Below are 26,598 nucleotides of genomic sequence, written 5' to 3' on the forward strand. Positions count from 1 at the left end.
ATGGAAAAACCGCCCGCAGCCCCCAGCAGCTCTGGCAGCCCAGGCCAGGCCGAGCCCGCCCGCCTGCCACTGGTGGATCTGGGCCGGCTGGGCTTTGATGCTGGAGCGCACCTGCTGGTCAAGCATGGCCTGGCGGCCGTGGCTGTGGGCGAGTCCATCCGGGTCAGCGGCCAGGCGCCGGGCTGGCAGGCGCAGTTGGCCGCCTGGTGCCAGGCCCAGGGCCATGCGCTGCAAACACCGACCGGCTGGCTGCGGCAGCCGGCCTTGCTGGTGCGGCGTGGCAGTGCGCAAGCCGGCCGCTGGCGCCATGCGGCGGTGGCAGGCCATAGCGATGCCAGCCAGCCCGGTGCCGTGGCGGCACAGGCCGACCCGGCCTGGGGCTTGGCAGCGCGTGGTGCCGCAGTGGAGGCCGGGGCACCGGCCTTTGCCTTTCGCCTGCAGGAAAAGGCCGAGTTCTGGACCGACCAGGCTGGGGACCTGTATGCCCAGGCCGTGGCTGCGCAGTGGAATGCCGACACGGACATCGACTGGGCACAAGCACCTGAGCCAGCAGCGGTGATCGAGGACGCCATCGTCCAGGTGATGACCTATATGGTCGAGAACGAGAATGCGGCGCTGATTGTGCCGGCGCGGTTCTTGGGCGAGCTGCACCCGCATTACCGCGAGCTGCAGGCGGCGCTGGCGATCCAGGTGGCCGACGAGGCCCGCCATATCGATGTGTTCACCCGCCGCATTCGCCGCCATGGGCGTGAACCGGCGCTCTCCACCGCAGGCGGCCAGGCATCGCTGCAAAGCTTGCTGGCGGAAAAGGATTTTTCAGTGGCGGGCTTTTTGCTGTCGGTGCTGGGTGAGGGCAGCTTTGTCAACCTGCTGCAGTTTTTGCAGACCTATGCGCCCGATCCGCTGACCCGGCAGATCTGCCGCCTGGCAGCCCGCGATGAGGCACGCCATGTGGCGCTGGGCATGTCGCACCTGCTGCACCGCCTGAAGCTAGAGCCGGACTTTCGCCACCGGCTGGCCCAGGCGGTGGAGGCGCGCCACGATGCCTTGGCTGGCACATCAGGCTTGAATGAAGAGGTGTTCGATGCGCTCATCCTGGTGGGCGCCGGGGCCTTGTCCGCCGATGCGCTGGCGCTGGGCAGCCAGCGCGTGCAGCAGCTGATGCAGGACATGGCCGATGGCCGCTATACCAAGCTGGTGCGGCTGGGTTTTGAACGTGGCCATGCGCAGGAACTGGCCTCCTTGCACACGCGCAATTTCATGTAGTGGCCAGGTGGCGGCGCGCCCATTGCGCCGTCCAGCCGGCCAGCGCATCGGGGATGCTGCTGGCCTGGCCGGCCTCCAGCCCCAGATGCTGGGCCGACTGGCGCAGCACGGCGATGCGCTGCTCGGCACTGTCCACCACGACGGCCGGCGCGCCATATTGTTTAGAGAGCTTTTCGCCATCGGCCTGCAGTACCAAGGGCGTGTGCATATAGCGCGGCGCTGGCAGGCCCAGCGCGCGCTGCAGCAGCAACTGGCGCGGCGTGTTGTCGGCCAGGTCGGCGCCACGCACCACATCGCTGATGCCTTGCGCGGCGTCATCGACCACCACGGCCAGCTGGTAGGCCCAGAGGCCATCGGCGCGCTGCACCAGAAAATCGCCGACGCTGGCGGCCACATCCTGCTGCAGCGGGCCCAGCCAGCGGTCTTGCCACAGCAGCTGCTGGTCGCTGTGCAGCACCGGGTGCTCGGGCGTGGGCAACAAGTCATCTTCGGCCGCGATTGCGCTGGCATGCTGCTGGTAGCGCAGGGTATGAAAGCGCCAACTGCGGCCGGTCTTGCCATGCAGGCCATCGCGGCAGGTGCCCGGGTAGGGGCGCTCGCCGTGGCGCTCGTGCACATGGCCTTGGGCGGCGAGCGCGGCATCCATGTCGCGGCGCGTACAGGCGCAAGGGTAGGCCCAGCCGGCTGCCTGCAGCTGCGCCAGGGCCTGGGCATAAAGGCCATGACGGGCGGATTGCCACTGTGGTGGCGCATCAGGGATCAGTTGCAGCGCATGGAGCTGGCGCAGGATCTCCTGGTCCATGCCGGGCGGGCAGCGGGGCGGGTCGATGTCTTCGATACGCAGCAACCAGGTGCCGCCATGGGCGCGGGCATCCAGCCAGGACGCCAGGGCCGACACCAGCGAGCCCGCATGCAGCGGCCCGGTGGGCGAGGGGGCAAAACGGCCGGTATAAACGCGAGAGCTCATGGGACAGCAAGTGTAATGCCGCTGGCCAGCGCGAAAAGCCGTTGCCCAGTATCGGCAACGGCTGAGGATGGAGAGAACGGAAAAGCGCCCGGCAGGCTGCCGGGCGCGCTGCGCTTAGAGTCGCTAACACGAGCCAGCAAACCGAAGGTTTGCGGTTGAGGCTGGGCGCCCCCGACTAGGCGCCAAGCCGCAGGCAGTACAGACGTACGACAAGGCTTGGTGCGGCCGGCCAGGTAACGACGTATCAAGGGTTGTGTTAGCGCCTCTTATTCGCCGAGCACGGCCAGCGCGAGTTCCAGGCCAGATACAAAGGCGTCTTCAACCCGGTAGCCCAGGCACCAGTCGCCGCACAGGCCAATGGCGCTCTTGGCGTTCCACAGATGGCTACGGGCTTGGCCCTTGGCATCCTTGGGCAGGGGGTTGATGGTCTTGGCATAGCCCCATTGCACAACGCGGATGTCGCTGGGGGTGGCGCGGATGCGGGTCAGCTCGGAGAAGGCCTGCAGCATCTTGGCGGCGACGCGCTGGGGCTCGTCGTTCTCATGCTTGCGCGCCCAGTCGGGGCTGGCCTGCACGGTCCAGCGCTCGACCTTGCCACGGCCGGGCTTGGACGACTCGCGCGAGAGCCAGGTGATGCGGGGGTGTTCGGTGCGGGCGGCATTCCACTGCGGGCCCATATTGGTGATGCTGGGGTCGACCGCGTGGGCAAAGGTCAGAAGCAGGGTCCAGCTTGGAGCGATATAGACATCGGACAGCTGCCAGTCGGCGGGCACATGGGTTTCGCTGTCGGCCAGCAGCTCCTGGGCTTCGGGCGAAGGGATGGCCAGCACGATGCCATCGAGGCCGGCGTAGACATGCACGCCGCCGTCGACGTCTTCGGTACGCAACTGCCACTGCTGGGGGTTGAGTGCATCGCGCTCAAAAGCCAGCGCGTATTCGTTAAGGCGAACGGTCAGCGGCGCGGCCCAGGAGGCGAGCAGGCTGTCCATCGTGGGGACGCCCACCAGATGGGCTTCCATGCCGCGCTGCGTGGTCACGGCGACCTTGCCGGTGGCATCCAGGGTGCGGATGGCGTTGACGCTCCAATGGCGGGTGACGTTGGGCGTGGTGTCCAGCGCCAACTGGAAGCGCGGGTCGCGCACCGTGAAGAACTGGGCGCCGACATCGAAGCTGCCGTGCGCGCTGTGGCGGCTGGCCATGCGGCCACCCACCTGGGGTTGTGCTTCGATCACGGTGACCTGGTGGCCCGCTTGCTGCAAGGTGCGGGCGCAGACGACGCCCGCCATGCCGGCGCCTACCACCACATAGTGCTTGCGGGTGGCCAGAACAATATGGGAAGAGGAGGCTGATCGTTTGGGTTTGGGGGGAATGCGAGAAGACATGAAAGACTTTCTGTACTGTTTCGACAAACGATAAGGCATCACAGATGGCTGCAGGTGCAGCAGCATCTGGAGAACCACTCTACACGGTGTGCATGCCCATTTTGCTCAGGATTTATCCCACATAGTGATTGCTCAGCAAAGAAGTGCGTGTGGCCTCGGACTGCAACTGGTCCAGCCACCACTGCAAAGCCTTGCCCGGATTGGTGCCGCGCCAGGCGTAGCGCAGCTTGATCTTGCGCGGTGGCCGCATCAACTCGCGCTCCACCAACTGGCCGCTGCGCAGATAGGGCATGGTCATGTTGTCGGGCAGAAAGCCGCCACCAATCCCGCGCAGCTGCGCCTGGAGCTTGGCCTGCATAGTGTCCACCGTCAGCACATCCTGGCCGTTGATCACGCCGATGGTCTGGCCATTTCCGCTGCGCGAGGAATCGGCGACCGCAATGATGCGGTGCTGGCGCAGCACCTCGTCGCTGATGGGTTGCAACTCGTCAGCGAGGCGGTGGTGGGGGGCGACGACATAGCGGAAGGTAATCTCGCCCAGGTCCAGCTGCTGCAGGCCCGCCACGTGCGATGCATCGACGGCAATGCCGATGGCCAGATCGGCGCGGCCCGAGCTGAGGGCTTCCAAGGTACCGGCCAGTATGGAGTCAGTGATCTTGAGCCTGGTGGGCGGCGCGATCGTGTAGAAGGCCTCGATCAACTCCAGCAGGGTGGTGCGCGATATCACCCCGTCGACGGCAATGCGCAGCTCGGGCTCCCAGCCGGTAGCGACGCGGCGTACGCGGTTGGCAACGGCATCCACTTCCGACAGCAGGCGCGCGCCTTCGCGCAGCAGCTCCTGGCCAGCCTCGGTGGGCCTGGCCTGGCGCGCGCTGCGGTCAAACAGCAGCACATCCAGGGCATCCTCGACCTGGCGGATACGGTAGGTGAGCGCGCTGGGCACCAGACCCAGCTGGCGTGCTGCAGCGGCAAAGCTGCCGGAGTCCGCCACCAGCTGGAGCAAGGCCAGGGTATCGGGGGTGAGGACATCGCGGTCACGCAACAAGGCCATTTTGACGGTTCTTTCCTACATGCAGCCCTGGGCAGATCGGTAAATCTTCGCTGCTGAGGCCGGCTTGATTCAGGCTTGACGAGATCGTGGATACGTTCTGGAAAAAGCCCATCAGATTTTTTGAATGATGCCATCAAAACCGCTGCCCGGCAGGCGGATGCTGCGGTTTTACAGTCTTGGACATGGTGATGAACAGCGCAATGTGCGCCGTTAGCCAGACAGGAGATCAAAAATGTTGATGGTTCGTAAATCTGCCGATCGTGGCCATGCTGACCATGGCTGGCTGCGCTCCAACCACAGTTTCTCGTTTGCCGGCTACTACGACCCCCGCTTCATGGGCTGGGGCAATCTGCGCGTGATCAATGAAGACCGGGTGGCACCGGGCAAGGGCTTTGGCACCCATGGCCACCGCGACATGGAAATCATCAGCTATGTGCTGGAAGGCAACCTGGCCCACAAGGACAGCATGGGCCACATCGAAGGCCTGCCACCGGGCGATGTGCAGCGCATGAGCGCCGGCACCGGCGTGCAGCACAGCGAGTTCAACCATGCCAGCGGCCAGGAAACGCATTTTCTGCAGATCTGGATCGAGCCCGATCGCAAGGGCATTGCGCCCAGCTATGCACAAAAGACGTTTGCGGATGCGGACAAGCGCGGCCAGCTGCGCCTGGTGGTGTCGCCCGATGGGGCCGACGGCTCGCTGACGATGAACGCCGATGCGCGCATGTATGCCGGATTGCTTGACGGCGATGAAGAGGCCAGCCTGCGCCTGGAGCCCGGACGCAAGTCCTATGTCTATGTGGTGCGGGGCGATGTGTCGGTGAACGACACGGCGCTGCACACCGGGGATGCGGCCTATCTGGACCAGGAGACATCGCTGCGCCTGGCGCAGGCCCGCGATGCCGAAGTGCTGGTATTTGATCTGGCTGCCTGATGCACAGGGGGCGCTGCCATGGAGGGCCGCCCCCGTGTGGCGCAGGTGTGGGTGTTGGTAGTAGTGGTGGTGTTATTTCAAGGAGAAAAATATGAATGCTTTGCAAAATCCTTTGGCCCTGCTGGGCCGTATCCTGATTGCCTGGTTCTTTATCATTCCAGGCTGGGGCAAGTTGACCGGCTTTGCCGGCGCCGTAGGCTATGCCCAATCGGCAGGCATGCCGATGCCCGAGGTGGGCGTGGCCGTGGGCCTGGCAATTGAGATTCTGGGTGGTCTGGCCTTGCTGCTGGGCTTTGGCACGCGCTATGCCGCCGCCATTCTGGCGATCTTTACCTTGGCCGCGACGGTGATCTTCCATGCCTACTGGTCGGTTCCCGCCGAGGCCGTGATGGTGACCAAGCTGCTGTTCAACAAGAACATCGCCATCGTTGGCGGTCTGCTGGCCTTTGCCGCCTTTGGCGCCGGTGCCTGGAGCCTGGACGCCAAGCGCCACGCTGCTTGATCGCTCGCAGCATGCCGAGCCGGGCAGCTTAACTGTCAAGGCTCGGTCTTGAGCGCCGTCTTGCGCAAGTCGTCATCGACGGCGCGGCGCTCGTCAAACACAAAGCAGCTGCCCTGGTAGCCGCTGCCATCGGTTTCCTCAAAGTACTTGAGGATGCCGCCTTCCAGCTGGTAGACATGCGTCAGGCCTTCTTCCTGCATCAGGATGGCGGCCTTTTCGCAGCGGATGCCACCGGTGCAGTAGCTCACCACGGTCTTGCCGGCCAGGTCCTCTCTGTGCGCCCGCAGCTGTGCAGGGAACTCGGTGAACTTGCACAGCCGCCAATCAATCGCGCCAACAAAGGCGCCTTCGTCCACCTCGTAGTCATTGCGGGTGTCCAGGGTGACCACCGGGCGGCCCTGGTCATCATGGCCTTGCTGCAGCCAGCGCTGCAGATCACGGGGGCTGACCGAAGGTGCGCGGCCATTGGCGGGGCGGATCGCAGGGTGGTCCATGCGGATGATCTCCGGCTTGACCTTGACCAGCATCTTGCGAAACGGCACGGTCTGCGACCAGCTCTCCTTGGGCTCTACATCCGCAAAACGTGGGTCCTGGCGCAGCGCATCCACCCAGGCATGTACCGCCTCGGCGGGGCCAGCCAGAAAGAAATTGATGCCTTCCTCGGCCAACAATACCGTGCCCTTGAGCGCCAGATCGGCCGCGCGCTGGGCCAGCAGCTCGCGCAGCGCCTCACAGTCAGGCAGGCTGACGAACTTGTAGCAGGAGATGTTGAGAATCGAGGACACGGTGGTATCTGGCAAAGCTTCGGGGGATGGAAATAGCCGCCGGTGCCGGAGCGCAGGGCGGGCGGCTATTTTAGCCAGGGAAGCACGGGCCGCCGCTCAGGCCCATGCGGCAGGGCCCGAATCGCTAGATCGAATACTCGATGCCGTCATCGCTGTGCGCGCGGTTCATCGCCTGCAGAAACTCGGCATCGGTGCGGTACATGCGCAGATGCGGGTTGTCCTGCAGCAGGCCGGCGCGTTTGAGGCGGGCTTCGACGGGCAGCTTCATGCCGACGATATGCAGCATGCCGCCGCGCTTGGCGGCCATGCGCTCCAGCCGCACAAAGGCTTCGACGCCGGTGATGTCGATCTGGTTCATCGGCTGGGCCAGCAGCGCCAGCTGGCGGTAGTGCCCATGCTGGGCCCAGACATTGGCAGCGCGCTCTTCCAGTGCAGCTGCTGAGGCAAAGTCCAGCTCCGAATCCATGCGCAAAGCCAGCAAATCCGGGGCCAGCGGTGGCAGCTGCCAGAGATGGCGGTCGCGCAGGCTGCCATCCGGGTGCAGGCCCACTTCAACAATGCGCGGGTGCAGGCGGTTGTAGAGAAAGTAGCAGGAGCTGAGCAGGATGCCCGAGAGCACGCCCCAGTAGATGCGCGGCGCCGTCAGCAAGGTGATCCCGAAAGTGGCGACCGCAATACATCCTTCAACGCGCGAGATCTTGAACAGATAGAGCAGGGCGCGCGGCTTGACCAGGTTGGCGACGGCCGTCATCACAATCGCGGCCAGTGCCGCCTGCGGCACATGGTAGAGCGCGGGGATGAACCACAGCACCACGCTGACGACCAGCAAAATCGAGAACACATTGGCGTATCCGGTCTTGGCACCTGCCAGCAGATTGACGGCAGAGCGCGAGAACGAGGCGCTGGTGGCAAAGCTGCCGAACAGGCCGGCGCTCATCTTGGACAGGCCCTGGGCCACCAGCTCCTGGCTGCTGTCCCAGCGCGTGCCTGCCTGTTGGTGCTCGACCTGGGCGCTGGAAGCCGTCTCCAATGCACTGACCAGCGAGATCACCAGCACCGGCATGACCAGCAGGCCAAACTGCGACCAGTCCAGCATGCCGGGCCAGACCAGGTGTGGCAGGCCGGTCGGCAGGTGGCCGACCACGGCGCCGCCCTTGTCGGCAAAGTCAGTCAGCCAACTGACCAGCCCAGTGCCGGCGATCACAAAAACCGCCGACGGGAAAGCCGGGCGCCACTTCTTGCACAGAACCAGGATGGCGATGCTGACCAGACCCAGCACGATGGAGCGCCAGTCAAACAGCCCCAAAGAGGGGTTGTCCCAGACGGTGGCCCAGTCGCTGCGCATGCCCAGCAGGCTGGGCAGCTGTGAGGCCAGAATCAGCAGTGCGGCAGCCTGGGTGAAACCAGCCAGTACCGGCGAGGTCACCAGGTTCAGCAGCCAGCCGGCACGCACCAGGCCCAGGCTCAGCTGCACCAGGCCGGCCATGATGGCCATCCAGGCCGCCAGCACCACCCACTGGGCCGAGCCGGGCTCGGCCATGCCGGTCAGCGATGCGCCAATCAGCAAAGCACTGAGGGCGGTGGGCCCGACTCCCAGCCGTGGCGAGGGGCTGAAGAGAATGGCCACGGCCGCTGGAATGATCGAGGCATAGATACCGGTGATCAGCGGCATGCCGGCCAGATGCGCATAGGCCACGCCCTGCGGAACCAGCATCAGGCCCACCGTCATCCCCGCCATGAATTCGCCCTGCAATAGTGCTTTGCTTGGTTTGGGCCAGCGCAGGAAGGGGAAAATTCGGTAGATCAGCGAGGACTGCATGCCAGCATTGTCGCCGCATCGGCCTAGACATGCAGCGTGGCGCTTGCGCAAGGGTGACTGCGGCGGCGGTGTGAAGCCCGGACTGTGAAGAATTGCCACGGCCAGGTATCTTGCGGGTATAGCTTGCAGTTTCTTGTCGCAAGGCCTAGGCAGCTGGCCAGGTCGCCGCCACAATGAGGAGCACCGACAGCGCCGTGCTGGCGAGGTCCAGCCCCTTTCCTGTGCCTGCCTTGGCTCCCGCTTCCCATGCACTTGATCCGTCGCTCCTCCGTTGTCAAAACCTTAGCCATCGCTGCGCTGGCGCTTGCCCTGATGGGCGCTGGCCTGGCGGCCCTGTGGCAGGGCGGGGCGCTGCAGCAGGCCTGGCATTGGAGCCAGGGTGTGGGGCAGACGCTGGATGCCTCGGGCCAACGAGCCAGCCAGGCGGTGGAGCGCGCCGCTCAGGCCAATCGCCGCCGTGCCGAAGATGACGCCATCTCGTCGCAGGTGATGGATGCGCTGGCCGCCTCGCAAAGCCAGGAGCTGGTGGCCCTGCAGGTGGAGACCTCGCATGCAATGGTCACCGTGCGCGGTACGGTCTCGTCCAGACCGCTGCTGGACCGTGCGGTGGCGCTTGCGAACAGCACGCCCGGAGTGCATGGCGTTTTCAGCCTGATCCAGATCCAGGGGCGTGCGGATGCGCCGAGTTGAGCAAATTCATTCAAGGCAGTCCCTGTCCCGTCCATGGCATTAGTCCCCGTTTGCGCCGCAGCTAGGCGCTTGGCCGCATAATGCCGCCCAACACCGAAGGTGCCGGTTTTGCATGCAGAGCCGGGCACTGCTCTTCTTATTGGGCGGCCTCGGGCCTGCCTTTCTCTACCTGCGTTCGCCGCCATGCACCAGCACGACCACTCCCATGACCATGACCATGGTCACTGCGACCACGAGCACTGCCAGCACCACCATGCCCACGGCCCCAAGCATATTTATGTGTACTCGCCCTCGGGCGCGGTGCGTGACAAAAAAGCGTTCAAGCGGGCGGTAAAGCGCCTGGAGGTCATGGGGCACCAGGTGGAGGTGGACCAGGACGCGCTGGCCTCCAGCACCCGTTTTGCCGGTGATGACGAGACCCGTCTGGCAGCCATTGACCGCGCCTGCCAAAGCGGCGCCGATGTTGCGATGATCAGCCGGGGTGGCTACGGGCTCTCGCGCCTCTTGCACCGCCTGGACTATGAACAGATCGCCAAGGCCGTGGCCTCGGGCACGCGCTTTGTCGGCCTGAGCGATTTCACCGCGTTCCAATTGGCCCTGTATGCCAGGACCCGTGCCGTGACCTGGGCTGGCCCGGCACTGGTGGGCGATTTTGGCGCTGAAGACGGCGTGGATGACATCATGCAGGACTGCTTTGAAGACCTGCTGAGCGGCGCGGGCGAAGGCGCGGGCTGGCGCCTGGCACCTGAGAAGGCCGGCACGGTGACAGGCGCTTCGGCCTCGGACGATATCTACATCCCCAAGGCCACACTCTGGGGCGGCAACCTGGCGATGATTGCCTCACTGGTGGGCACGCCTTACCTGCCCAAGGTCAAAGGCGGGGTGCTGTTTATCGAAGATGTGGGCGAGACGCCCTACAAGGTGGAGCGCATGCTGACCACCTTGCTGCATGCCGGCGTGCTGGCCCAGCAAAAGGCCGTGGTGTTTGGCCAGTTCAGTGATTACCAGCTGAACGCGCATGACAAGGGATTCAAGCTGGCCAGCGTGGTGCAGTGGCTGCGCACGCAGATCGAGGCGCCAGTGTTCACCAACCTGCCTTTCGGCCATGTGCCAACCAAGGTGCTGCTGCCGGTGGGCGCCCAGGTGTCGCTGAGTGTTGAAGGCCGGGACGCGCTGATTTATTGGGGCCATCAATAAATAAATGCGCCAAGCGGTAACTAACCGATAACCGCTTTGCCATGTGGCAAGCGGACTTGAATCGGGTTTTGTCAAAACCCTGGCTTACCCTGGTTGTTGGAATCTAAACAATTCGTAAGTTCGACAGCGGGCTCGGGCTGGCCGCAGACCCTGGTTTGCAGTGTAATATGCATGGTCGCAATTGATGCATAAGCTGGCGTTGCTCCTGGGGAGGAGGTAGCACCAGCAGTAACTAGAAAATCCATGACAACTGTCGCCACCGTGGTATTTATCGATATCTCGGGCAGTACCGCATTGTTCGAAACCTTGGGCAATGAACGTGCTGCACGAGCGGTCGCGGGCATGACGGATGCTTTCAAGCAAGTCGTCGTGCAAGCGGGGGGGCGGGTGGTCAAGACCCTGGGCGATGGGGTGCTCGCCATTTTCAACAGCAGTGCGCTGGCCGTGAGCGCCATGACCATGCTGATGCGCCGCCACTATGGGCAGTGGGAATCCCTGCCAGCTTCGCAAAAATTCCATGTACGTGTAGGCATGAGCACCGGTGAAGTAGTGCTGATGGAGGGTGACTGCTATGGCGACTCGGTCAACCTGGCCGCCCGCCTGTGCGAAAAAGCCGGTCACCGCGAGATCTGGGCTGCCTCGTCGACGATGGAGTCCGGCGCCCGCGCAGACACGGTGTTTGTTCCGATGGGCTGGATGGATGTGCGCGGCAAGGCCGAGCAGCAAATGCTCTACCAGGTGCAGTGGATTGAGCCTGAGGCCCAGGAGATCGTCACCGCCTACGACTCCGTCTTGCCGATGAGGCCTGAGGCAGTGGTGCAGATGCGCCTGCGGCTGGCATCTGGTGGGGTGGAGCGGTTTTTCAGCACGCAGGAGATGCCGCTGTTTGTGGGCCGATCCTCCGATTCGGAATGGGTTGTGCTGGACCGGCGCGTCTCCCGCCAGCATGGCCGCATCGACTGGCGCAGCGGCAATGTGATCTACACCGACCTGAGCCGCTATGGCACCTGGGTGAGCTTTGGCGCCAACCCCGCGACCGCCGTGCGCCGTGAATCGGTGCAGTTGCATGGCGTGGGCGTGATGTACTTTGGTGTATCACCTGAAGACCCGACCGCGCCAAGCACAGCGTTTTCGGTGACCCCGGTCTAGGCACACATGGCAGGCGCGGCTTGAATGCGCCGAGCCAGCTTCAATATTCTTCAACTTATGGCGTTTGCAGCGCTGCCAGTGCGGTGTTGATGCTGGCCGCATCGGTCGGGCGCACCACACGGGCCACTTCCTGGCCATCGCGCAGCATCACCAGAGTCGGCCATAGCTTGATGCGGTAGCTGCGGCCCAGTGGCTTGCCAGGGCCATCTTCCACTTTCAGATGCCGGATATCGGCGCGCGGGCCCAGCGCTTGCTCGATGAGGCTTTGTGCGCCCAGGCAATGCGGGCACCAGGGCGTGCCAAATTCCAGCACGGTCAAACCGGGCTGGGTATCGATGTCGGAGCGCTGGGGCTCCTGGCTGAGGTGCTGTGCCGAGTAGGTCAAAAGGCGGCTCCAAGGTGGTAATGCAGATCTGATTCGTTATAGCACCGGCACAGCCCGCGTCCGTCAGCGCCAGTCACTTGTGTGGCGGTGGCATGTCCTGCAGCCGGGCCAGCTCGTCGGGCGTATTGGCGTTGTAAAAGGCCTGGCCATCGTCAAACTGCACCAGGCAATGGCCATGCTGTGCCGCCCACTGCCGCAGTTTGCGCCCGCCGCCGGCCACAAATTGGCGCACGCTATCTGCCAGGCTGGCATGGATCAGGCAGAAGGTGGGTTGCAACACCGGGCGCTCACTGCCGGGCCCCTCAGGCGGGGTGCAGGCCATTGCGATGGGGCAATCCTGGGCAGCCGCTGCCTGCGCCAGGCGCTGGGCCAGGTCCTGCGGGAACTGCGGCGTGTCGCAGGCCACCGTCAACAGCCAGGGCGTTTGGCAGGCCGCCAAGCCGGCGGCAAAGCCTGCCAGCGGGCCTGCGTATGCTTCGGTGTCCGGCAGGTTCAGGTCTGCCACCACCGGGTAGCCCAGCGCGCGGTAGGTATCCAGATGGCGGTTGGCATTGATGAGCACGGGCCCCACCTGGGGCTGCAGCCGTTGGGCGCAGTGCCATGCCAGCGGCTGGCCGCTGAGTAGCTGCAGGCCTTTGTCAACCCCGCCCATGCGCGTGCCCTGGCCGCCCGCCAGTACCAGGCCGGTGATGTGTTCAGGGGGAATGGCGGGTGCGGAAGAGGGCATGGTCGGCAAAGGCAGCAGGGTTTCAGACCCTCTGATTGTGGCAGCCATCAGCAGAGGGCAAAGCCGCTATCAGCCGCCGATATAGCTCATCTCGACCCGCTGGCGCTGCAGCGCGATCTCGGGGTGCTGGCTGCGCTGCTCGCTGTAGTTGTCGCTGCGCTGGCCCCAGACCTGGGCAATGGCCTGGCGCAGGTCGCTGTCGCTGGCGCCATTGCGCAGCATGGCGCGCAGGTCCCAGCCTTCGCTGGCAAACAGGCACAAAAACAGCTTGCCTTCGGTCGACAGGCGTGCGCGGTTGCAGTCCTGGCAGAAGGCGTGCGTGACGCTGCTGATCAGGCCAATCTCACCCAGGCTCGGGTCATGCTGGCCGTTGGCGCCGACATAGCCCCAGCGCACCGCCGTCTCTCCGGGCGCGGTGGCCGACAAGGGGGTGAGCGCAAAGGCCGACTGCAGGCGCTCCAGCACGGCATCCGAGGGCAGCACTTCTTCCAGCCGCCAGCCATTGGTGGCTCCCACGTCCATGAATTCAATAAAGCGCAAGGTCACGCCGCTGCCACGGAAGTGGCGCGCCATCGCGATCACCTCATGGTCATTGACGCCGCGCTTGACGACCATGTTCACCTTGATATTGGCAAAGCCCACGGCTTGCGCGGTCTCGATGCCCTCCAGCACCGTGGCGACCGGGAAATCCATGTCGTTCATCTGGCGGAACAGCGGATCGCTCAGGCTGTCAAGGCTGACCGTCAGGCGTTTGAGCCCGGCGTCTTTGAGGGCCTGGGCCTTGCGTGCCAGAATGGAGCCATTGGTCGTCAGGGTCAGATCCATGGGGCTGCCGTCCAGGGTGTCAATCTGGGCCAGCTGGGCGATCAGCGCTTCCAGGTTCTTGCGCAGCAGCGGCTCGCCACCGGTGATGCGCAGCTTGCCGACGCCGAGCTGCGCAAACAGCCGGGCAGTGCGGGTGATTTCCTCAAAGCTGAGCAAATCACGGTGCGGCAGGTATTGGTGGTCCTTGTCGAACACATCCTTGGGCATGCAGTAGCTACAGCGGAAGTTGCAGCGGTCCGTCACACTGATGCGCAGATCCCGCAGCGGCCGTTGGCGCTGGTCACGCACCGCACTGCCATGCGACAGCGTGGCACCAGCAGGCGTGGGCATGGCCAGACGGGCGTCATAACGACGCAGGTCAACCAGGGAAATGACGGGACGATCCATAGCGGAATGGTACTAGAGGCCGCCTTCCGATGTGCTGTTGCGGGTATGCGCTGCATCAGCAGTTTGCGAAAAGTAGCAATCCTTGTCTGCCAGGGGCCGGACTTGGTGTATGGTTCGCCCCCTTGTTCTCTTTTGCTTTGCTTTTGCCATGACCTTGCCCAGCCAATCCTCTTCTTCGCCTGCCACCGTGGATGTTGCAGTCATTGGCGGCGGCCCGGCTGGCCTGATGGCAGCACACCGCCTGGCGCAGGCCGGTTTGCAGGTGACGGTGTATGACGCCATGCCATCGGTAGGCCGCAAGTTCCTGCTCGCCGGGCGTGGCGGGCTCAACCTCACCCATTCCGAGCCAATGGCGCCGTTTGTCGGGCGCTATGGCCGCCAGCAGGCAGTGGTCGCATCCTGGCTGCAGTATTTTGGCGCTGCCGAGGTGCAGGCCTGGGCGCAGGATCTGGGCATCGAGACCTTTGTGGGCACCTCGGGCCGGGTGTTTCCCAAGGACATGAAGGCCGCGCCGTTGCTGCGTGCCTGGCTGGTGGCCATGCGGGCAGCGGGTGTGCGTTTTGCGATGCGCCACCGTTGGCTGGGCTGGAACGAAGCAGGCGCACTGCGCTTTGCGGCGCCCGATGGCGAGAGCAGCGTGCAAGCCCGCGCCACGGTGCTGGCGCTGGGCGGTGGCAGCTGGGCGCGCCTGGGCTCGGACGGCGCCTGGATGCCGCTGCTGGCGCAGGCGGGTGTGGGTACCGTGCCGCTGGAGCCTGCAAACTGTGGCTTTGATGTGCGCATGCTGCCGGCCGCCGATGGCGAGACAGTTCCCGGCTGGTCGCCGTTTTTTGCCAGCAAGTTTGCCGGCCAGCCTTTCAAATCCGTGGCGATCCGGTTTGACGACGGCAGCGAGGCGGGCTTTGCACGCCGAGGCGAGTTTGTTGCGACCGACGCTGGCGTGGAAGGCAGCTTGGTCTATGCGGTGTCTGCCCCGCTGCGGGATGCCATCAAGGCCCAGGGCAGTGCCACCTTCTTTGTTGATCTGCTGCCCGACCACAGCGCTGAGCGCGTGCTGGCCGAAGTGCGCCACCCGCGCGGTTCGCGCAGCCTGGCCAGCCACCTGAAGAGCCGGTTGGGCCTGGATGGCATCAAGGCCGCCTTGCTGTTTGAAGTGTTGGGCAAGGAGGGCATGCAGAATGCCGAGCTGCTGGCGCGCACCATCAAGGCGGCTCCCATCACCGTGGTCGCCACGCGCCCCATCGACGAGGCCATCAGCACCGCCGGTGGCGTGGCCTTTACTGCGCTCTCGCATGATCTGATGTGCAATGCCCGTCCCGGCCTGTTCTGCGCCGGTGAGATGCTGGACTGGGAAGCGCCGACCGGCGGCTATCTGCTGACAGCGGCCTTGTCGAGCGGCGTGCGGGCAGCGCAGGGCGCTGCGCATTTTCTCAAGGGCTGATGAAGGCCGGGCAGCCAAGCGTCATCAAGACTAGGACGCGGCTGCCAAGCCGTTTTTAAAGTGCAGCATCACGCAGGCGCGTGCTGCGCTGCTGTCCTGCGCAGCCAGCGCCCGCATCAAGGCGCGGTGCTCCTGCAGCGATTCCTCGATGCGGCCGGACTTGAACAGCGAGTTGTGGCGGTTGAGCTTCATCACCTTACGCAGGTCGGCCACCATCTGGCTGAGCCATTTGTTGTCCAGCATCTCCAGCACGCGCATGTGAAACTGCTCATTGGCGATGAAAAAGGCATCGCGCTCATGGACGGCGGCTTCCAGCACGTCATGCAGGCCTTGTAGCTCGGCAATCTGTTCAGCGCTGGCGCAGCGGGCTAGCTCGGCGGAGGCATCGCTCTCCAGCAAAGCCAGCAGGTGGTAGACCTGGAGCAGGTCTTTTTGCGACACCTCAGTCACATAGGCGCCACGGCGCAGCTTCATAGTGACCAGGCCTTCGGTCGCCAAAACCTTCAAAGCCTCACGCAATGGCGTGCGGCTGATGCCTATTTCTTCGGCAATCTTCAACTCATCGATCCAGCTGCCAGGCGGCAGTTGGTGCGCAAAAATACGTTGCCGCAGTAGCTCGGCAACGTCCTGGTACAGCGCGCGCGGCGCAAAATTGGGGAGGCTCATCGGTGGCGCCATTGTACAGAAGGCGACTGAAATTCAAAATTCTGCATTCATAATTATGAATAATGTACACTTGCCTGGCGGCCGTGGGTAGGCCAATATGCATTGTCTATAACGTATTCCGAGCTTGAGACATGACTGATTCCGCGAAGCACAACACTGCATCCGAGTTTCCCAAGGCCGACCGCGCCGCCTGGGACAAGGCCGCCAGCAAATCCGCCCCCGGTGGCGATGTCGGAAGCCTGGACTGGCTGACGCCCGATGGAATCACCGTCAAGCCGCTCTATACCGCTGCCGATACCGCCGACTTGCCTTTCGCCGATACCTTGCCGGGTTTCGCCCCCTATCTGCGGGGTCCTCAGGCCACCATGTATGCGGTGCGGCCCTGGACCATCCGCCAGTACGCCGGCTTTTCCACCGCCGAAGAATCCAATGCCTTCTACCGCAAGGCGCTGGCCGCTGGCGGCCAAGGCGTGTCGGTTGCTTTTGACCTGGCCACCCACCGTGGTTATGACAGCGACCACCCGCGTGTGACCGGTGACGTTGGCAAGGCCGGTGTCGCGATCGACTCGGTCGAGGACATGAAGATCCTTTTCAACAGCATTCCGCTGGACAAAGTCTCGGTGTCGATGACGATGAATGGCGCGGTGTTGCCGGTGCTGGCCGGCTATGTGGTGGCGGCAGAAGAGCAGGGCGTTGCGCAGGATCAGCTCTCGGGCACCATTCAGAACGACATTCTCAAAGAGTTCATGGTGCGCAACACCTACATCTACCCGCCCAAGCCGAGCATGCGCATCATCGGCGACATCATCGAGTACACGAGCCAGAACATGCCCAAGTTCAACTCGATCTCGATCAGCGGCTACCACATGCAGGAAGCCGGTGCCAACCAGGCGCTGGAGCTGGCCTTCACCCTGGCGGACGGCAAGGAATATGTGAAAACCGCCATCGCCAAGGGCATGGATGTGGATGCCTTTGCCGGGCGCCTGTCCTTCTTCTGGGCGGTGGGCATGAACTTCTACCTGGAAATCGCCAAGATGCGTGCCGCCCGCCTGCTGTGGTGCCGCATCATGACCGGTTTCGAGGCCAAGAACCCCAAGAGCCTGATGCTGCGCACCCATAGCCAGACCAGCGGCTGGAGCCTGACCGAGCAGGACCCCTACAACAATGTGGTGCGCACCACCATCGAGGCCATGGCTGCCGTGTTTGGCGGCACGCAATCGCTGCACACCAATGCGCTCGACGAAGCGATCGCGCTGCCCACCGAGTTCAGCGCCCGCATTGCACGCAACACCCAGCTCATCATCCAGGAAGAAACCCACATCACCAACGTGATCGACCCCTGGGCCGGCAGCTACATGATGGAAAAGCTGACCCAGGACATGGCCGATGCCGCCTGGAAGATCATTGAAGAGGTCGATGCCATGGGGGGCATGACCCAGGCCGTGGACAGCGGCTGGGCCAAGCTCAAGATCGAGGCTGCTGCGGCCGAGAAGCAGGCGCGCATCGACTCGGGCAAGGAAGTGATTGTCGGCGTCAACAAGTACAAGCTGGCCAAGGAAGATCCGGTCGATATTCTTGAAGTGGACAACGTCAAGGTGCGCGACAGCCAGATTGCACGCCTGAACCAGATCAAGGCCACACGCGATGCTGCTGCCGTTGACAAGGCCTTGCAGGCGCTGAGCGATGCTGCCGAGTCGGGCGAGGGCAACCTGCTTGATCTGTGCATCCAGGCCGTGCGGCTGCGCGCCACCGTGGGCGAAGTCTCCGACGCGCTGGAAAAATCCTTTGGCCGCCACCGCGCCGATACGCAAAAGGTGACCGGCGTTTACGCCGCCGCCTATGACTCGGCCGAAGGCTGGGAAAACCTCAAGGGCGAAATCGCTGCCTTTGCCGAAGAGCAAGGCCGCCGCCCCCGCGTGATGATCGCCAAACTGGGCCAGGACGGCCACGACCGGGGTGCCAAGGTGGTTGCCACCGCCTTTGCCGACCTGGGCTATGACGTGGACATGGGCCCGCTGTTCCAGACCCCCGAGGAATGCGCCCGCCAGGCCATCGAGAACGACGTGCATGCCGTCGGCGTCTCCACCCTGGCCGCCGGCCACAAGACTCTGGTGCCCGCCATCATCGAAGAGCTTAAAAAACAGGGCGCCGACGACATCATCGTCTTTGTCGGCGGCGTCATTCCTGCGCAGGATTACGACTACCTCTACAACGCCGGCGTCAAAGGCGTGTACGGCCCCGGCACGCCGATTCCGGCCAGCGCCAAGGATGTGCTGGAGCAGATCAGGGCCAGCTTGACGGCTTGAAACGAGGTATATACCATTGATATATACCGCATCCTGAAAGCGCCGCATGTCTGACCTTGCCATCGCCAAAATCTTCATGAACGGCCGCAGCCAGGCCGTTCGCCTCCCCAAGGAGTTCCGCTTCGACACCGACGAGGTGACGGTAGAGCGGCTGGCCGATGGTTCGGTGGTCTTGCGCCCTGTGCCTGTGGATGCGCATGCCGCATGGCTGGCGCGGCTCGACCGTCTGGTGGGGCGCTTTGAGGGCATGCCTGATGAGATCGAGCGCGACAAGACGCCTCCGCGTGACATCGGCTTTGACTGACCCGGACTGCGACCTGCTGACCTATGCCTCGCTATTACCTCGACACCAACATCTGCATTTATGCCTGGCATCGCCAGCATGCGGCGGTGCTGGCCCGTATGCGGACGGTGGACCATACCCGCATGGTGATACCAGCACTGGTGGCGGCTGAGTTGGCCAGTGGCGCCATGCGCAGTGCACACCCGGAGCGCAACCGTGCGCTGATGGAAGAAGCCTTGTCGCTGTTTTGCATTGAGCCCTGGGGTGGTGATGCCATCTGGCATTACGGTGAGCAATCTGCCCGCTTGCGCAAGGCCGGCACCCCCATTGGGGCCATTGACTTGATGATTGGCTGCCAGGCACTTGCGGACCCCGATGGCGTTTTGGTCACGCATAACGTCCGCGAATTTAAGCGGATCGAAGGTTTGCGGATGGAAGACTGGATGGAGGCAGCGCTATGAAGCTTTCTTTTGCCCCAGTGGATGCCAGCGATTTCGAAGCGCTGTTTGCCTTGCGTGTAGCCGCCATGCGCCCCAGCCTGGAGCGGCTGGGCATCTTCAACATGAACCATGCCCGCAAGCGTTTTCTGGGCCAGTTTGAGCCGCAGTACATGCAGCACATCTGCGTGGATGAGGGGGCAGGTGAGGGCCCGCAGCGCGCAGGGCTGCTGACCCTGGTGCCCTATGACGATGGCCGCCTGAAACTGCAGCACCTGTACCTGTTGCCGGCCTGGCATAACCGCCGCATTGGCGACTGGGCCCTGCAGCATGTGCAAACCCAAGCGCGCCTGCAAGGCCGCGCGGTGTGGTTGGAGGTGCTCAACCAGAGCGATGCGATCCGGTTTTATGAGCGCCATGGCTTTGTGCAGACGGGCGGCGATCCGATTGACCTGTTGTACCAGTGGACCCCGGCGTAGAGGTAGTGGATATGGTGTTGGCGAAACAAATGATGGCTGCATGCGCTTCTGGCGCAGGGATGTGGCAGCAACGTGGTGATCGGGCGGCGGCATGAGTACCGAGGTCGCCGAGCGCGTTGCCGCCATTACGCAAGGGGACAACCCGGCGCTGCAGCGGCGCGCGATGGCCAAGGCCATCACCTTGCTGGAATCCACCCGTGCAGACCACCGTGCCTTGGGTGATGCGCTTCTGACGGCGCTGTTGCCGCATACCGGCCAATCCTTTCGCCTGGGCATCAGCGGTGTGCCTGGTGTCGGCAAATCCACTTTTATTGAAACCCTGGGCCTCTATCTGATTGGCAAGGGTCTGCGTGTTGCGGTGCTGGCGATTGACCCATCGTCCACCGTGTCGGGCGGCTCCATCCTGGGCGACAAGACGCGTATGGAGCAGCTCTCCATGCGTACCGAAGCCTATATCCGCCCCAGTCCATCGAGCGGCACCTTGGGTGGCGTAGCAGAGAAGACGCGCGAGGCCGTGCTGGTCTGCGAAGCGGCGGGCTATGACGTGGTGATGGTCGAGACCGTCGGCGTCGGCCAAAGCGAGATTGCGGTGCATGGCATGACCGACATGTTCTGCGTGCTGCAGTTGCCCAATGCCGGCGATGACCTGCAGGCCATCAAAAAAGGCGTGATGGAGCTGGCGGACCTGGTGGTCATCAACAAGGCCGACATCGATCCGAACGCCGCCACCCGTGCCCAGGCGCAGATCACCTCCAGCCTGCGTTTGCTGGGCATGCATGGCAGCCATGACCAGGCGGCGCGTGGTGCACTGTGGCAGCCCCGGGTGATACAGATCAGCGCGCTGCTCGGCCATGGTGTGGAGGCCTTCTGGGAGGCCGTCAGCAGCTACCGCCAGATGCAGACCAGCAATGGCTGCCTGGCGATGCGGCGCGAAAAGCAATCGCTGGCCTGGATGTGGGAGCGCATTGACCATGGGCTGAAGCTGGCGTTTCGCAGCCACCCTGGCGTGCGCGATATGCTGCCTGCTGTGCAGCAGCAAGTCGCATCGGGCCAGTTGGCGGCATCGACGGCGGCCAGAAACCTGCTGCAGGCGCAAAGCAGTGCAGCGATGATTCACAAAGCGGATTGACCCGGGCGGCGACCCCAGATCAAGACAGAGAGACAACCTAGCAAGCTTCAAGGATGGAACATGCAAGATATCTTGGAACAACTGGAGAAAAAGCGTGAACTCGCCCGCCTCGGCGGCGGGCAAAAGCGCATCGACGCACAGCACAAGAAGGGCAAGCTCACCGCGCGCGAACGCATCGAGCTGCTGCTTGATGACGGTACCTTCGAAGAGTGGGACATGTTTGTCGAGCACCGCTGCACCGACTTTGGCATGGAAGAGACCAAGATCCCGGGCGATGGCGTGGTCACCGGCTACGGCATGATCAATGGCCGCTTGGTCTTTGTCTTCAGCCAGGATTTCACCGTGTTTGGCGGCGCGCTGTCCGAGACCCATGCCGAGAAGATCTGCAAGGTGATGGACCAGGCGATGAAGGTCGGCGCACCGGTCATTGGCCTCAACGATTCGGGCGGCGCCCGTATCCAGGAAGGCGTGGCGTCGCTGGGCGGCTATGCCGACGTGTTCCAGAAGAATGTGCTGGCCTCGGGCGTGGTGCCACAGATCTCGATGATCATGGGCCCATGCGCCGGTGGCGCGGTCTATTCGCCCGCGATGACCGACTTCATCTTCATGGTCAAGGACTCCAGCTACATGTTTGTCACCGGCCCCGAAGTGGTCAAGACCGTGACGCATGAGCAGGTGACTGCTGAGGAGCTGGGGGGCGCGCTGACCCACACCAGCAAGAGCGGTGTGGCCGACATGGCCTTTGACAACGATGTCGAAGCGCTGATGATGCTGCGCCGCCTCTACAACTACCTGCCGCTGAACAACCGCGAAAAGGCACCGGTGCGCGCAACCACCGATCCGGTCAGCCGTGCCGACATGTCGCTCGACACCCTGGTGCCCGAGAACCCCAACAAGCCCTATGACATGAAGGAGCTGATCGCCAAGACCGTTGATGATGGCGATTTCTTTGAGCTGCAGCCCGAGTACGCGAAGAACATCCTGATCGGCTTTGCCCGCATGGCCGGCCAGACCGTCGGCATTGTGGCCAACCAGCCGCTGGTGCTGGCCGGCTGCCTGGATATCAAGAGCTCCATCAAGGCCGCCCGCTTTGTGCGCTTTTGCGATGCCTTCAACATCCCGGTGGTCACCTTTGTCGATGTGCCCGGCTTCATGCCCGGCACCAGCCAGGAATACGGCGGCATCATCAAGCACGGTGCCAAGCTGCTGTATGCGTACGCCGAATGCACGGTGCCGAAAATCACCGTCATCACCCGCAAGGCCTACGGCGGTGCCTATGACGTGATGGCCTCCAAGCACCTGCGCGGTGATGTGAACCTGGCCTGGCCGCAGGCGGAGATTGCGGTGATGGGTGCCAAGGGCGCCGTCGAGATCATCTTCCGCGAAGACAAGAACGACCCGGACAAGCTCTCCAAGCGCGAGGCCGAGTACAAGAGCCGCTTTGCCAATCCCTTTGTCGCTGGCGCCCGGGGCTTTATCGACGATGTGATCCTGCCGCACGAGACGCGCAAGCGCATCTGCCGCAGCCTGGAGATGCTCAAGAACAAGCAGCTTGAGAACCCCTGGCGCAAGCACGGCAACATCCCGCTCTAAACGCTGCAGGCCCGAATGCGCTCCACCTTTGCCCCAGCTCGCACGGCCGCAAGACGGCGGGCGCAGCGCTTGCGGGCGCAGTGCTTACTGGCGCAGCGCCTGCTGTGCGCAGCCATGGTCGGCATGGGTGTGGCGGCGGGGGCGCAAACCCAGCCCGGCATGCCGGCACCACCAAGCAGCAGCTGCGTGGCCCGCAGTGGCGCGCCGCTGGCCCAGTCCTGGCAATACGTGTTCTCGTACGAGGGCGGCTGTGAAAACGGCCTGGCCCAGGGCGAGGGCCGGGCGCAGTGGCTGCCGCGCAGCGATGCCGGCGCGGCGCCGATTGTCTGGCAGGGCCGCTTTGACCGGGGGATTTTCCTCGGCCGCCCGGCAGCGCGCGCTGCCCGGCCCCTGGCCGACAGCCAGGTGCTGCTCGACCTGGGGCCGTTGGCGGACAGCGAAGGCAAGGGCGGGCGCCTGTGGGTGCAGGCGGCATTGGATGGCAATACGCCGGCCGATGCCTGCGCACCGATGGCGCTGCATGTGCTGGTGGACATCCATTCACCACTGGGCTCCGAGCAGGTGGCGCGGCAATGGCTGCAGGCGGCGTTGCAGCACTGGCAGCGTGCCTGCCCGGGTGCAGCGCAGAACCTGGTGCGGCTGATGCTGTACCAAGGCTTTGAGCTGGCGGCCGATGCCGATGGCCATCTGCCCGCGCCGGTGGTGCGGGCCACGGCCTCGCTGCAGGGGCGCGAGCTGCTGTTCCAGCAGTACAGCAACAACGCAGCGGCGCAGCAGCAGCACAACGCCGGCAAGCCCGAGCAGCAGCGCGAGTACAGCGCCAATGCCCAGCGGCTGCAGGCGATGGTGCGCCAGTACCAGGCCCGCCGCGTGGTGGACTTGCCCACCTTGGACAAGAACCTGGCCAGCTTGCGCGGCCAGGTAGTGCTGGTGGGCGTGCGGCCCGAACGCATCCTGTCGCGCAGGTTGGCGACGGTGCGCACGGCCCACCGCGATGGCTGGGACAGCACGGCAGCGGTGGTCGAAGGCCAGGAGATTGCCCGCTGGGGCAAGGACAGCCGCCTGCTGGCCGTCAAGGTGCAGGGGCGCTCCACCGATGTGCGCACGCAGGACCAGGTGATGCTGCAACTGCTGGGAAGCGTACGCTGCAGCGAGATCGATTGCGAAGACTATTTGCTCATGCCCGGCGGGCAATGGGCGCATGACAAGGCGCTGCCGTAAGCACGGCAGCATGGTGGCCAACCGAGAGATTCAACAAAGAGACGACAACCATGTTCAGCAAAATCCTGATTGCCAATCGCGGCGAGATTGCATGCCGCGTGATCGCCACGGCCCGAACCATGGGCATCCAGACCGTTGCGGTCTACTCCGATGCGGACAAGGACGCACGCCATGTGAAGCTGGCCGACGAGGCGGTGCATATTGGCGCAGCGCCCAGCCGCGAGTCCTACCTGCTGGCCGACCGCATCATCGATGCGGCCCGCAAGACCGGCGCACAGGCCATCCACCCGGGCTATGGTTTCCTGTCGGAGAACGAGGCCTTTGCCAAGCGCTGCGAAGACGAAGGCATTGCCTTTATCGGCCCCAAGGCGCATTCGATTGCGGCGATGGGCGACAAGATCGCCTCCAAGAAGCTGGCCAACGAAGCCCAGGTGAACACCATCCCCGGCTACAACGATGCCATTGAGAACGCAGAGAAGGCGGTGGGCATTGCGCAGGGCATTGGCTACCCGGTGATGATCAAGGCATCGGCAGGCGGCGGCGGCAAGGGCTTGCGCGTGGCCTACAACGACAAGGAAGCGCTGGAAGGTTTTACCGCCTGCCAGAACGAGGCCCGCAACAGCTTTGGCGATGACCGGATCTTTATCGAGAAGTTCGTGCAGGAGCCGCGCCATATCGAGATCCAGATCCTGGGCGACAGCCATGGCAATGTGGTCTACCTGAACGAGCGCGAATGCTCGATCCAGCGCCGCCACCAGAAGGTGATTGAAGAGGCGCCATCGCCCTTCATCAGCGATGCCACCCGCAAGGCCATGGGCGAGCAGGCGGTGGCGCTGGCCAAGGCCGTGCAGTACCAGAGCGCCGGCACGGTGGAGTTTGTCGTCGGCAAGGACCAGGACTTCTACTTTCTGGAAATGAACACCCGCCTGCAGGTGGAGCACCCGGTGACCGAGTGCATCACTGGTCTCGATCTGGTCGAGCAGATGATCCGCGTGGCGGCGGGCGAGAAGCTGTCCTTCAGCCAGGCCGATGTGAAGCGCGATGGCTGGGCCATCGAATGCCGTATCAATGCGGAAGACCCGTTCCGCAACTTCCTGCCATCCACCGGCCGCCTGGTGCGCTTTGAGCCGCCCAAGCAGACCATGTGGCAGGCCGATACCGCCCATTTGCAAGGTGTGCGCGTGGATACCGGTGTGTACGAGGGCGGCGAGATCCCGATGTACTACGACTCGATGATTGCCAAGCTGATCGTGCATGGCAAGGACCGCAACGAGGCGATTGCCAAGATGCGCGAGGCGCTCAACGGCTTTGCGATCCGGGGCATCAGCTCGAACATTCCTTTCCAGGCAGCGCTGCTGGCGCACCCCAAGTTTGTCTCGGGCCAGTTCAACACTGGCTTTATCGCCGAGCACTACGGCCATGGCTTCCATGCCGAGGACGTGCCCCATGAGGACACCGATTTTCTGGTGGCGTTGGCGATGTTCCGCAACCGCCGCTACCGCGCGCGCGCATCCACCATCAGCGGCCAGATGCTGGGCCACCAGGTGCGGGTGGGCCACAGCTACACGGCGGTGGTGCTGGGTGCCGAAGGCCAGCACCGCTTTGTCTCGGCCGAGGTGACCGATTTTGACGACGAAGCCCGCGTCTGCAAGGTCAGCATTGGCGACAAGACCTACCAGTTCAGCAGCGAAGCGGTGCTGCGCGATGTCGTCACCCACGGCACCTGCAACGGCCAGCCCTTTACCGCCCAGATCGAGCGCGGCACGGCCAAGAACCCGCTCGCGCTGCGCGTGATCCACAATGGCACGCAGCGCGACATTCTGGTGCTGTCCGAGCGCGGCGCCGAACTGTACCAGCTGATGCCCTACAAGGCGCCACCGGATCTGTCCAAGTTCCTGCTCTCGCCCATGCCCGGCCTGCTGGTCGATGTGGCAGTGCAGCCGGGCCAGAAGGTGCAGGCCGGCGAGAAGCTGGCGGTCATCGAGGCGATGAAGATGGAGAACATCCTGTTTGCGACGCAGGACGGCGTGGTCAGCAAGGTGAGCGCTGCCAAGGGCAATTCCTTGGCTGTGGACGATATCATTCTGGAATTTGAATGATCTGACGGCTTCGCGATGATGCAGACCCGCTGCCCCGCAGCGGGTTTTTTTGTGCAGGAGCGAAGCGTGTACGAGAGGATGGGAATGCAACGAGCTTTGTTGGCTTTGGCTGCGCTGGTGCTGCTGGGGCTGGGTATCGTGCCTCTGGCTGCCGGGCACTTTCACCTGGGGGTGCTGGTGCCGGTAGGGCTGGGCCTGGCCGGTGCTTATCTGGTCTGGCGCTGGTCGGTGGTGCTGGCCTGGTGCGCCGCAGCGCCTTGGCGCCGCGCACTATGGCGTGCAGCCTGGTTGGGCTTGGCCTTGTGGGTGCTCAGCGTGGGCTGGCTCTGGCAGCATATTGCCGGCTTGGGGCAGACGCCGGCGACCACAGCGCCGGTGGCGGCGATCGTGGTGCTGGGCAGTGGCACGCAAGACGGCAAGCCGCGCCCGGCGTTGGCCATGCGGCTCGATACCGCTGCGCAGCTGGCGGCCTTGCAGCCGAAGGCGGTGCTGGCGGTGACCGGTGGGGTGGATTTTGGGCAGGAAGAGAGCGAGGGCGCCATCATGGCGCGCTACCTGGCCCAGACCCATGGACTGGACCCGGCCACGATGGTGGTGGAAGAGCGCAGCACCAGCACCGTGCTCAACCTGGAGTGGACCGGCCCGATACTGCAGCAGCGCGGCGTGGATCTGGCGCAGCCGATTGCGATTGTCAGCAGCGATTTCCACCTCTGGCGCGCGCTGCAGATTGCCCGCAGCCAGGGCTTTAGCCATCCGATTGGCGTGGCGGCCCCCACACCGTTGCTGACCCGGTTCAACGTCTGGCTGCGCGAGTATTTTGCGGTGGCCAGCAGCTGGGCCTTGGGTGAGTGGTAGAGGTATAAGCCCTTTGAACAGGT

At 64.0% G+C, this 26,598-nt stretch carries 25 protein-coding genes; 16 read left to right on the top strand and 9 right to left on the bottom strand.

All coding sequences use genetic code 11. The annotated features are described in order from the left end of the window. Positions 1-1,266, top strand: a complete 1,266-nt coding sequence (locus LPW39_RS15765) for a ferritin-like domain-containing protein (RefSeq protein ID WP_230777118.1) — start codon at positions 1-3, stop codon at positions 1,264-1,266. On the opposite strand, the gene gluQRS is transcribed toward LPW39_RS15765, so the two are convergent. The 3 genes from gluQRS to LPW39_RS15780 all read right to left on the bottom strand — a co-directional run bounded on the left by gluQRS (position 1,259) and on the right by LPW39_RS15780 (position 4,660). Continuing rightward, on the bottom strand, positions 1,259-2,233 hold the full coding sequence (gluQRS, locus tag LPW39_RS15770) for a tRNA glutamyl-Q(34) synthetase GluQRS (RefSeq protein ID WP_230777119.1): 975 nt from the start codon (positions 2,231-2,233) through the stop codon (positions 1,259-1,261). The genes LPW39_RS15765 and gluQRS overlap by 8 nt on opposite strands. Positions 2,234-2,499: 266 nt before the next feature. Next, positions 2,500-3,615 (bottom strand): NAD(P)/FAD-dependent oxidoreductase, encoded by a 1,116-nt coding sequence (locus tag LPW39_RS15775; RefSeq protein WP_230777127.1) that lies wholly within the window; start codon positions 3,613-3,615, stop codon positions 2,500-2,502. A gap of 112 nt (positions 3,616-3,727) precedes the next feature. Continuing rightward, positions 3,728-4,660, bottom strand: a complete 933-nt coding sequence (locus LPW39_RS15780; protein WP_230777322.1) for a LysR family transcriptional regulator — start codon at positions 4,658-4,660, stop codon at positions 3,728-3,730. Between the two features lie 238 nt (positions 4,661-4,898). Here LPW39_RS15780 and LPW39_RS15785 point away from each other — a divergent pair, with 238 nt between their 5' ends. Beyond that, a complete protein-coding gene (locus LPW39_RS15785; RefSeq protein ID WP_230777129.1) occupies positions 4,899-5,600 on the top strand; it encodes a pirin family protein in 702 nt (233 codons plus the stop codon). Positions 5,601-5,691: 91 nt separating this feature from the next. After that, positions 5,692-6,102: a DoxX family protein gene (locus LPW39_RS15790; RefSeq protein WP_230777131.1), complete on the top strand. Its 411-nt coding sequence runs from the start codon at positions 5,692-5,694 to the stop codon at positions 6,100-6,102. Positions 6,103-6,137: 35 nt separating this feature from the next. On the opposite strand, the gene LPW39_RS15795 is transcribed toward LPW39_RS15790, so the two are convergent. Together LPW39_RS15795 and LPW39_RS15800 are read right to left on the bottom strand one after the other, a co-directional pair. Next, complete coding sequence (locus tag LPW39_RS15795) at positions 6,138-6,887, bottom strand: sulfurtransferase (RefSeq protein ID WP_230777133.1); 750 nt, start codon at positions 6,885-6,887, stop codon at positions 6,138-6,140. 124 nt (positions 6,888-7,011) lie between these two features. Beyond that, on the bottom strand, positions 7,012-8,706 hold the full coding sequence (locus tag LPW39_RS15800) for a SulP family inorganic anion transporter (protein ID WP_230777136.1): 1,695 nt from the start codon (positions 8,704-8,706) through the stop codon (positions 7,012-7,014). A 246-nt stretch (positions 8,707-8,952) separates the two neighbouring features. On the opposite strand from LPW39_RS15800, the gene LPW39_RS15805 reads away from it, so the two are divergent. From LPW39_RS15805 to LPW39_RS15815, 3 genes are all read left to right on the top strand, one after another. Then, positions 8,953-9,396 (top strand): BON domain-containing protein, encoded by a 444-nt coding sequence (locus LPW39_RS15805; protein WP_230777137.1) that lies wholly within the window; start codon positions 8,953-8,955, stop codon positions 9,394-9,396. A 183-nt stretch (positions 9,397-9,579) separates the two neighbouring features. After that, complete coding sequence (locus LPW39_RS15810) at positions 9,580-10,593, top strand: LD-carboxypeptidase (protein WP_230777147.1); 1,014 nt, start codon at positions 9,580-9,582, stop codon at positions 10,591-10,593. Between the two features lie 243 nt (positions 10,594-10,836). Continuing rightward, positions 10,837-11,742, top strand: coding sequence for an adenylate/guanylate cyclase domain-containing protein (locus LPW39_RS15815; RefSeq protein ID WP_230777156.1), 906 nt, complete (start codon positions 10,837-10,839; stop codon positions 11,740-11,742). 55 nt (positions 11,743-11,797) lie between these two features. Here LPW39_RS15815 and LPW39_RS15820 read toward each other — a convergent pair whose 3' ends face one another. From LPW39_RS15820 to moaA, 3 genes are all read right to left on the bottom strand, one after another. After that, a complete protein-coding gene (locus LPW39_RS15820) occupies positions 11,798-12,127 on the bottom strand; it encodes a thioredoxin family protein (RefSeq protein ID WP_230777158.1) in 330 nt (109 codons plus the stop codon). Between the two features lie 73 nt (positions 12,128-12,200). Further along, positions 12,201-12,854 (bottom strand): molybdenum cofactor guanylyltransferase MobA, encoded by a 654-nt coding sequence (gene mobA / locus LPW39_RS15825; protein WP_230777160.1) that lies wholly within the window; start codon positions 12,852-12,854, stop codon positions 12,201-12,203. A gap of 69 nt (positions 12,855-12,923) precedes the next feature. Further along, positions 12,924-14,009 carry a GTP 3',8-cyclase MoaA gene (moaA, locus tag LPW39_RS15830; protein WP_407928858.1) on the bottom strand — a complete coding sequence of 362 codons (1,086 nt, stop codon included), beginning with the start codon at positions 14,007-14,009 and terminating at the stop codon, positions 12,924-12,926. 205 nt (positions 14,010-14,214) lie between these two features. Between moaA and LPW39_RS15835 the strand changes: the two genes are divergently transcribed. Then, positions 14,215-15,507 carry a TIGR03862 family flavoprotein gene (locus tag LPW39_RS15835; protein WP_230777164.1) on the top strand — a complete coding sequence of 431 codons (1,293 nt, stop codon included), beginning with the start codon at positions 14,215-14,217 and terminating at the stop codon, positions 15,505-15,507. A gap of 30 nt (positions 15,508-15,537) precedes the next feature. Here the strand turns inward: LPW39_RS15835 and LPW39_RS15840 are convergent, their stop codons facing one another. Next, positions 15,538-16,173 (bottom strand): GntR family transcriptional regulator, encoded by a 636-nt coding sequence (locus tag LPW39_RS15840; protein ID WP_133856111.1) that lies wholly within the window; start codon positions 16,171-16,173, stop codon positions 15,538-15,540. A 131-nt stretch (positions 16,174-16,304) separates the two neighbouring features. On the opposite strand from LPW39_RS15840, the gene scpA reads away from it, so the two are divergent. The 9 genes from scpA (at position 16,305) to LPW39_RS15885 (ending at position 26,575) form a co-directional block, all read left to right on the top strand. Then, on the top strand, positions 16,305-18,479 hold the full coding sequence (gene scpA / locus LPW39_RS15845; RefSeq protein ID WP_230777172.1) for a methylmalonyl-CoA mutase: 2,175 nt from the start codon (positions 16,305-16,307) through the stop codon (positions 18,477-18,479). Positions 18,480-18,525: 46 nt separating this feature from the next. Next, entirely contained in the window at positions 18,526-18,783 is a 258-nt protein-coding gene (locus LPW39_RS15850; protein WP_230777181.1) for an antitoxin, read from the top strand. A gap of 23 nt (positions 18,784-18,806) precedes the next feature. Beyond that, complete coding sequence (locus LPW39_RS15855) at positions 18,807-19,223, top strand: PIN domain-containing protein (protein WP_230777190.1); 417 nt, start codon at positions 18,807-18,809, stop codon at positions 19,221-19,223. Continuing rightward, positions 19,220-19,678, top strand: a complete 459-nt coding sequence (locus LPW39_RS15860; RefSeq protein WP_230777192.1) for a GNAT family N-acetyltransferase — start codon at positions 19,220-19,222, stop codon at positions 19,676-19,678. Before LPW39_RS15855 ends, LPW39_RS15860 begins: the two co-directional genes overlap by 4 nt. Positions 19,679-19,769: 91 nt before the next feature. Continuing rightward, positions 19,770-20,807: a methylmalonyl Co-A mutase-associated GTPase MeaB gene (gene meaB / locus LPW39_RS15865; protein ID WP_230777194.1), complete on the top strand. Its 1,038-nt coding sequence runs from the start codon at positions 19,770-19,772 to the stop codon at positions 20,805-20,807. A gap of 60 nt (positions 20,808-20,867) precedes the next feature. Continuing rightward, entirely contained in the window at positions 20,868-22,400 is a 1,533-nt protein-coding gene (locus LPW39_RS15870; RefSeq protein WP_230777196.1) for an acyl-CoA carboxylase subunit beta, read from the top strand. Between the two features lie 15 nt (positions 22,401-22,415). After that, the gene (locus LPW39_RS15875; protein ID WP_230777198.1) at positions 22,416-23,621 is read left to right on the top strand and encodes a hypothetical protein; all 1,206 of its coding nucleotides are present in this window, start codon (positions 22,416-22,418) and stop codon (positions 23,619-23,621) included. A gap of 50 nt (positions 23,622-23,671) precedes the next feature. Next, entirely contained in the window at positions 23,672-25,720 is a 2,049-nt protein-coding gene (gene accC, locus LPW39_RS15880) for an acetyl-CoA carboxylase biotin carboxylase subunit (RefSeq protein WP_230777200.1), read from the top strand. A gap of 84 nt (positions 25,721-25,804) precedes the next feature. Next, on the top strand, positions 25,805-26,575 hold the full coding sequence (locus LPW39_RS15885) for a YdcF family protein (protein ID WP_230777202.1): 771 nt from the start codon (positions 25,805-25,807) through the stop codon (positions 26,573-26,575). Positions 26,576-26,598: the final 23 nt, after the last annotated feature.

The organism is Comamonas koreensis (genome assembly GCF_021026195.1).
In the GTDB taxonomy this organism is placed as follows: Bacteria; Pseudomonadota; Gammaproteobacteria; order Burkholderiales; family Burkholderiaceae_C; genus Comamonas; species Comamonas koreensis.

Coding starts and splice junctions, on each gene's coding strand:
- mobA (WP_230777160.1), bottom strand. CDS start 12,854: ATGCCCTCTTCCGCACCCGCCATTCCCCCTGAACACATCACCGGCCTG.
- LPW39_RS15835 (WP_230777164.1), top strand. CDS start 14,215: ATGACCTTGCCCAGCCAATCCTCTTCTTCGCCTGCCACCGTGGATGTT.
- LPW39_RS15855 (WP_230777190.1), top strand. CDS start 18,807: ATGCCTCGCTATTACCTCGACACCAACATCTGCATTTATGCCTGGCAT.
- LPW39_RS15870 (WP_230777196.1), top strand. CDS start 20,868: ATGCAAGATATCTTGGAACAACTGGAGAAAAAGCGTGAACTCGCCCGC.
- LPW39_RS15790 (WP_230777131.1), top strand. CDS start 5,692: ATGAATGCTTTGCAAAATCCTTTGGCCCTGCTGGGCCGTATCCTGATT.
- scpA (WP_230777172.1), top strand. CDS start 16,305: ATGACTGATTCCGCGAAGCACAACACTGCATCCGAGTTTCCCAAGGCC.
- accC (WP_230777200.1), top strand. CDS start 23,672: ATGTTCAGCAAAATCCTGATTGCCAATCGCGGCGAGATTGCATGCCGC.
- LPW39_RS15875 (WP_230777198.1), top strand. CDS start 22,416: ATGCGCTCCACCTTTGCCCCAGCTCGCACGGCCGCAAGACGGCGGGCG.
- LPW39_RS15885 (WP_230777202.1), top strand. CDS start 25,805: ATGCAACGAGCTTTGTTGGCTTTGGCTGCGCTGGTGCTGCTGGGGCTG.
- moaA (WP_407928858.1), bottom strand. CDS start 14,009: ATGCCCACGCCTGCTGGTGCCACGCTGTCGCATGGCAGTGCGGTGCGT.
- meaB (WP_230777194.1), top strand. CDS start 19,770: ATGAGTACCGAGGTCGCCGAGCGCGTTGCCGCCATTACGCAAGGGGAC.
- LPW39_RS15815 (WP_230777156.1), top strand. CDS start 10,837: ATGACAACTGTCGCCACCGTGGTATTTATCGATATCTCGGGCAGTACC.
- LPW39_RS15785 (WP_230777129.1), top strand. CDS start 4,899: ATGTTGATGGTTCGTAAATCTGCCGATCGTGGCCATGCTGACCATGGC.
- LPW39_RS15775 (WP_230777127.1), bottom strand. CDS start 3,615: ATGTCTTCTCGCATTCCCCCCAAACCCAAACGATCAGCCTCCTCTTCC.
- LPW39_RS15840 (WP_133856111.1), bottom strand. CDS start 16,173: ATGAGCCTCCCCAATTTTGCGCCGCGCGCGCTGTACCAGGACGTTGCC.
- LPW39_RS15860 (WP_230777192.1), top strand. CDS start 19,220: ATGAAGCTTTCTTTTGCCCCAGTGGATGCCAGCGATTTCGAAGCGCTG.
- LPW39_RS15800 (WP_230777136.1), bottom strand. CDS start 8,706: ATGCAGTCCTCGCTGATCTACCGAATTTTCCCCTTCCTGCGCTGGCCC.
- LPW39_RS15810 (WP_230777147.1), top strand. CDS start 9,580: ATGCACCAGCACGACCACTCCCATGACCATGACCATGGTCACTGCGAC.
- LPW39_RS15765 (WP_230777118.1), top strand. CDS start 1: ATGGAAAAACCGCCCGCAGCCCCCAGCAGCTCTGGCAGCCCAGGCCAG.
- LPW39_RS15850 (WP_230777181.1), top strand. CDS start 18,526: ATGTCTGACCTTGCCATCGCCAAAATCTTCATGAACGGCCGCAGCCAG.
- gluQRS (WP_230777119.1), bottom strand. CDS start 2,233: ATGAGCTCTCGCGTTTATACCGGCCGTTTTGCCCCCTCGCCCACCGGG.
- LPW39_RS15805 (WP_230777137.1), top strand. CDS start 8,953: ATGCACTTGATCCGTCGCTCCTCCGTTGTCAAAACCTTAGCCATCGCT.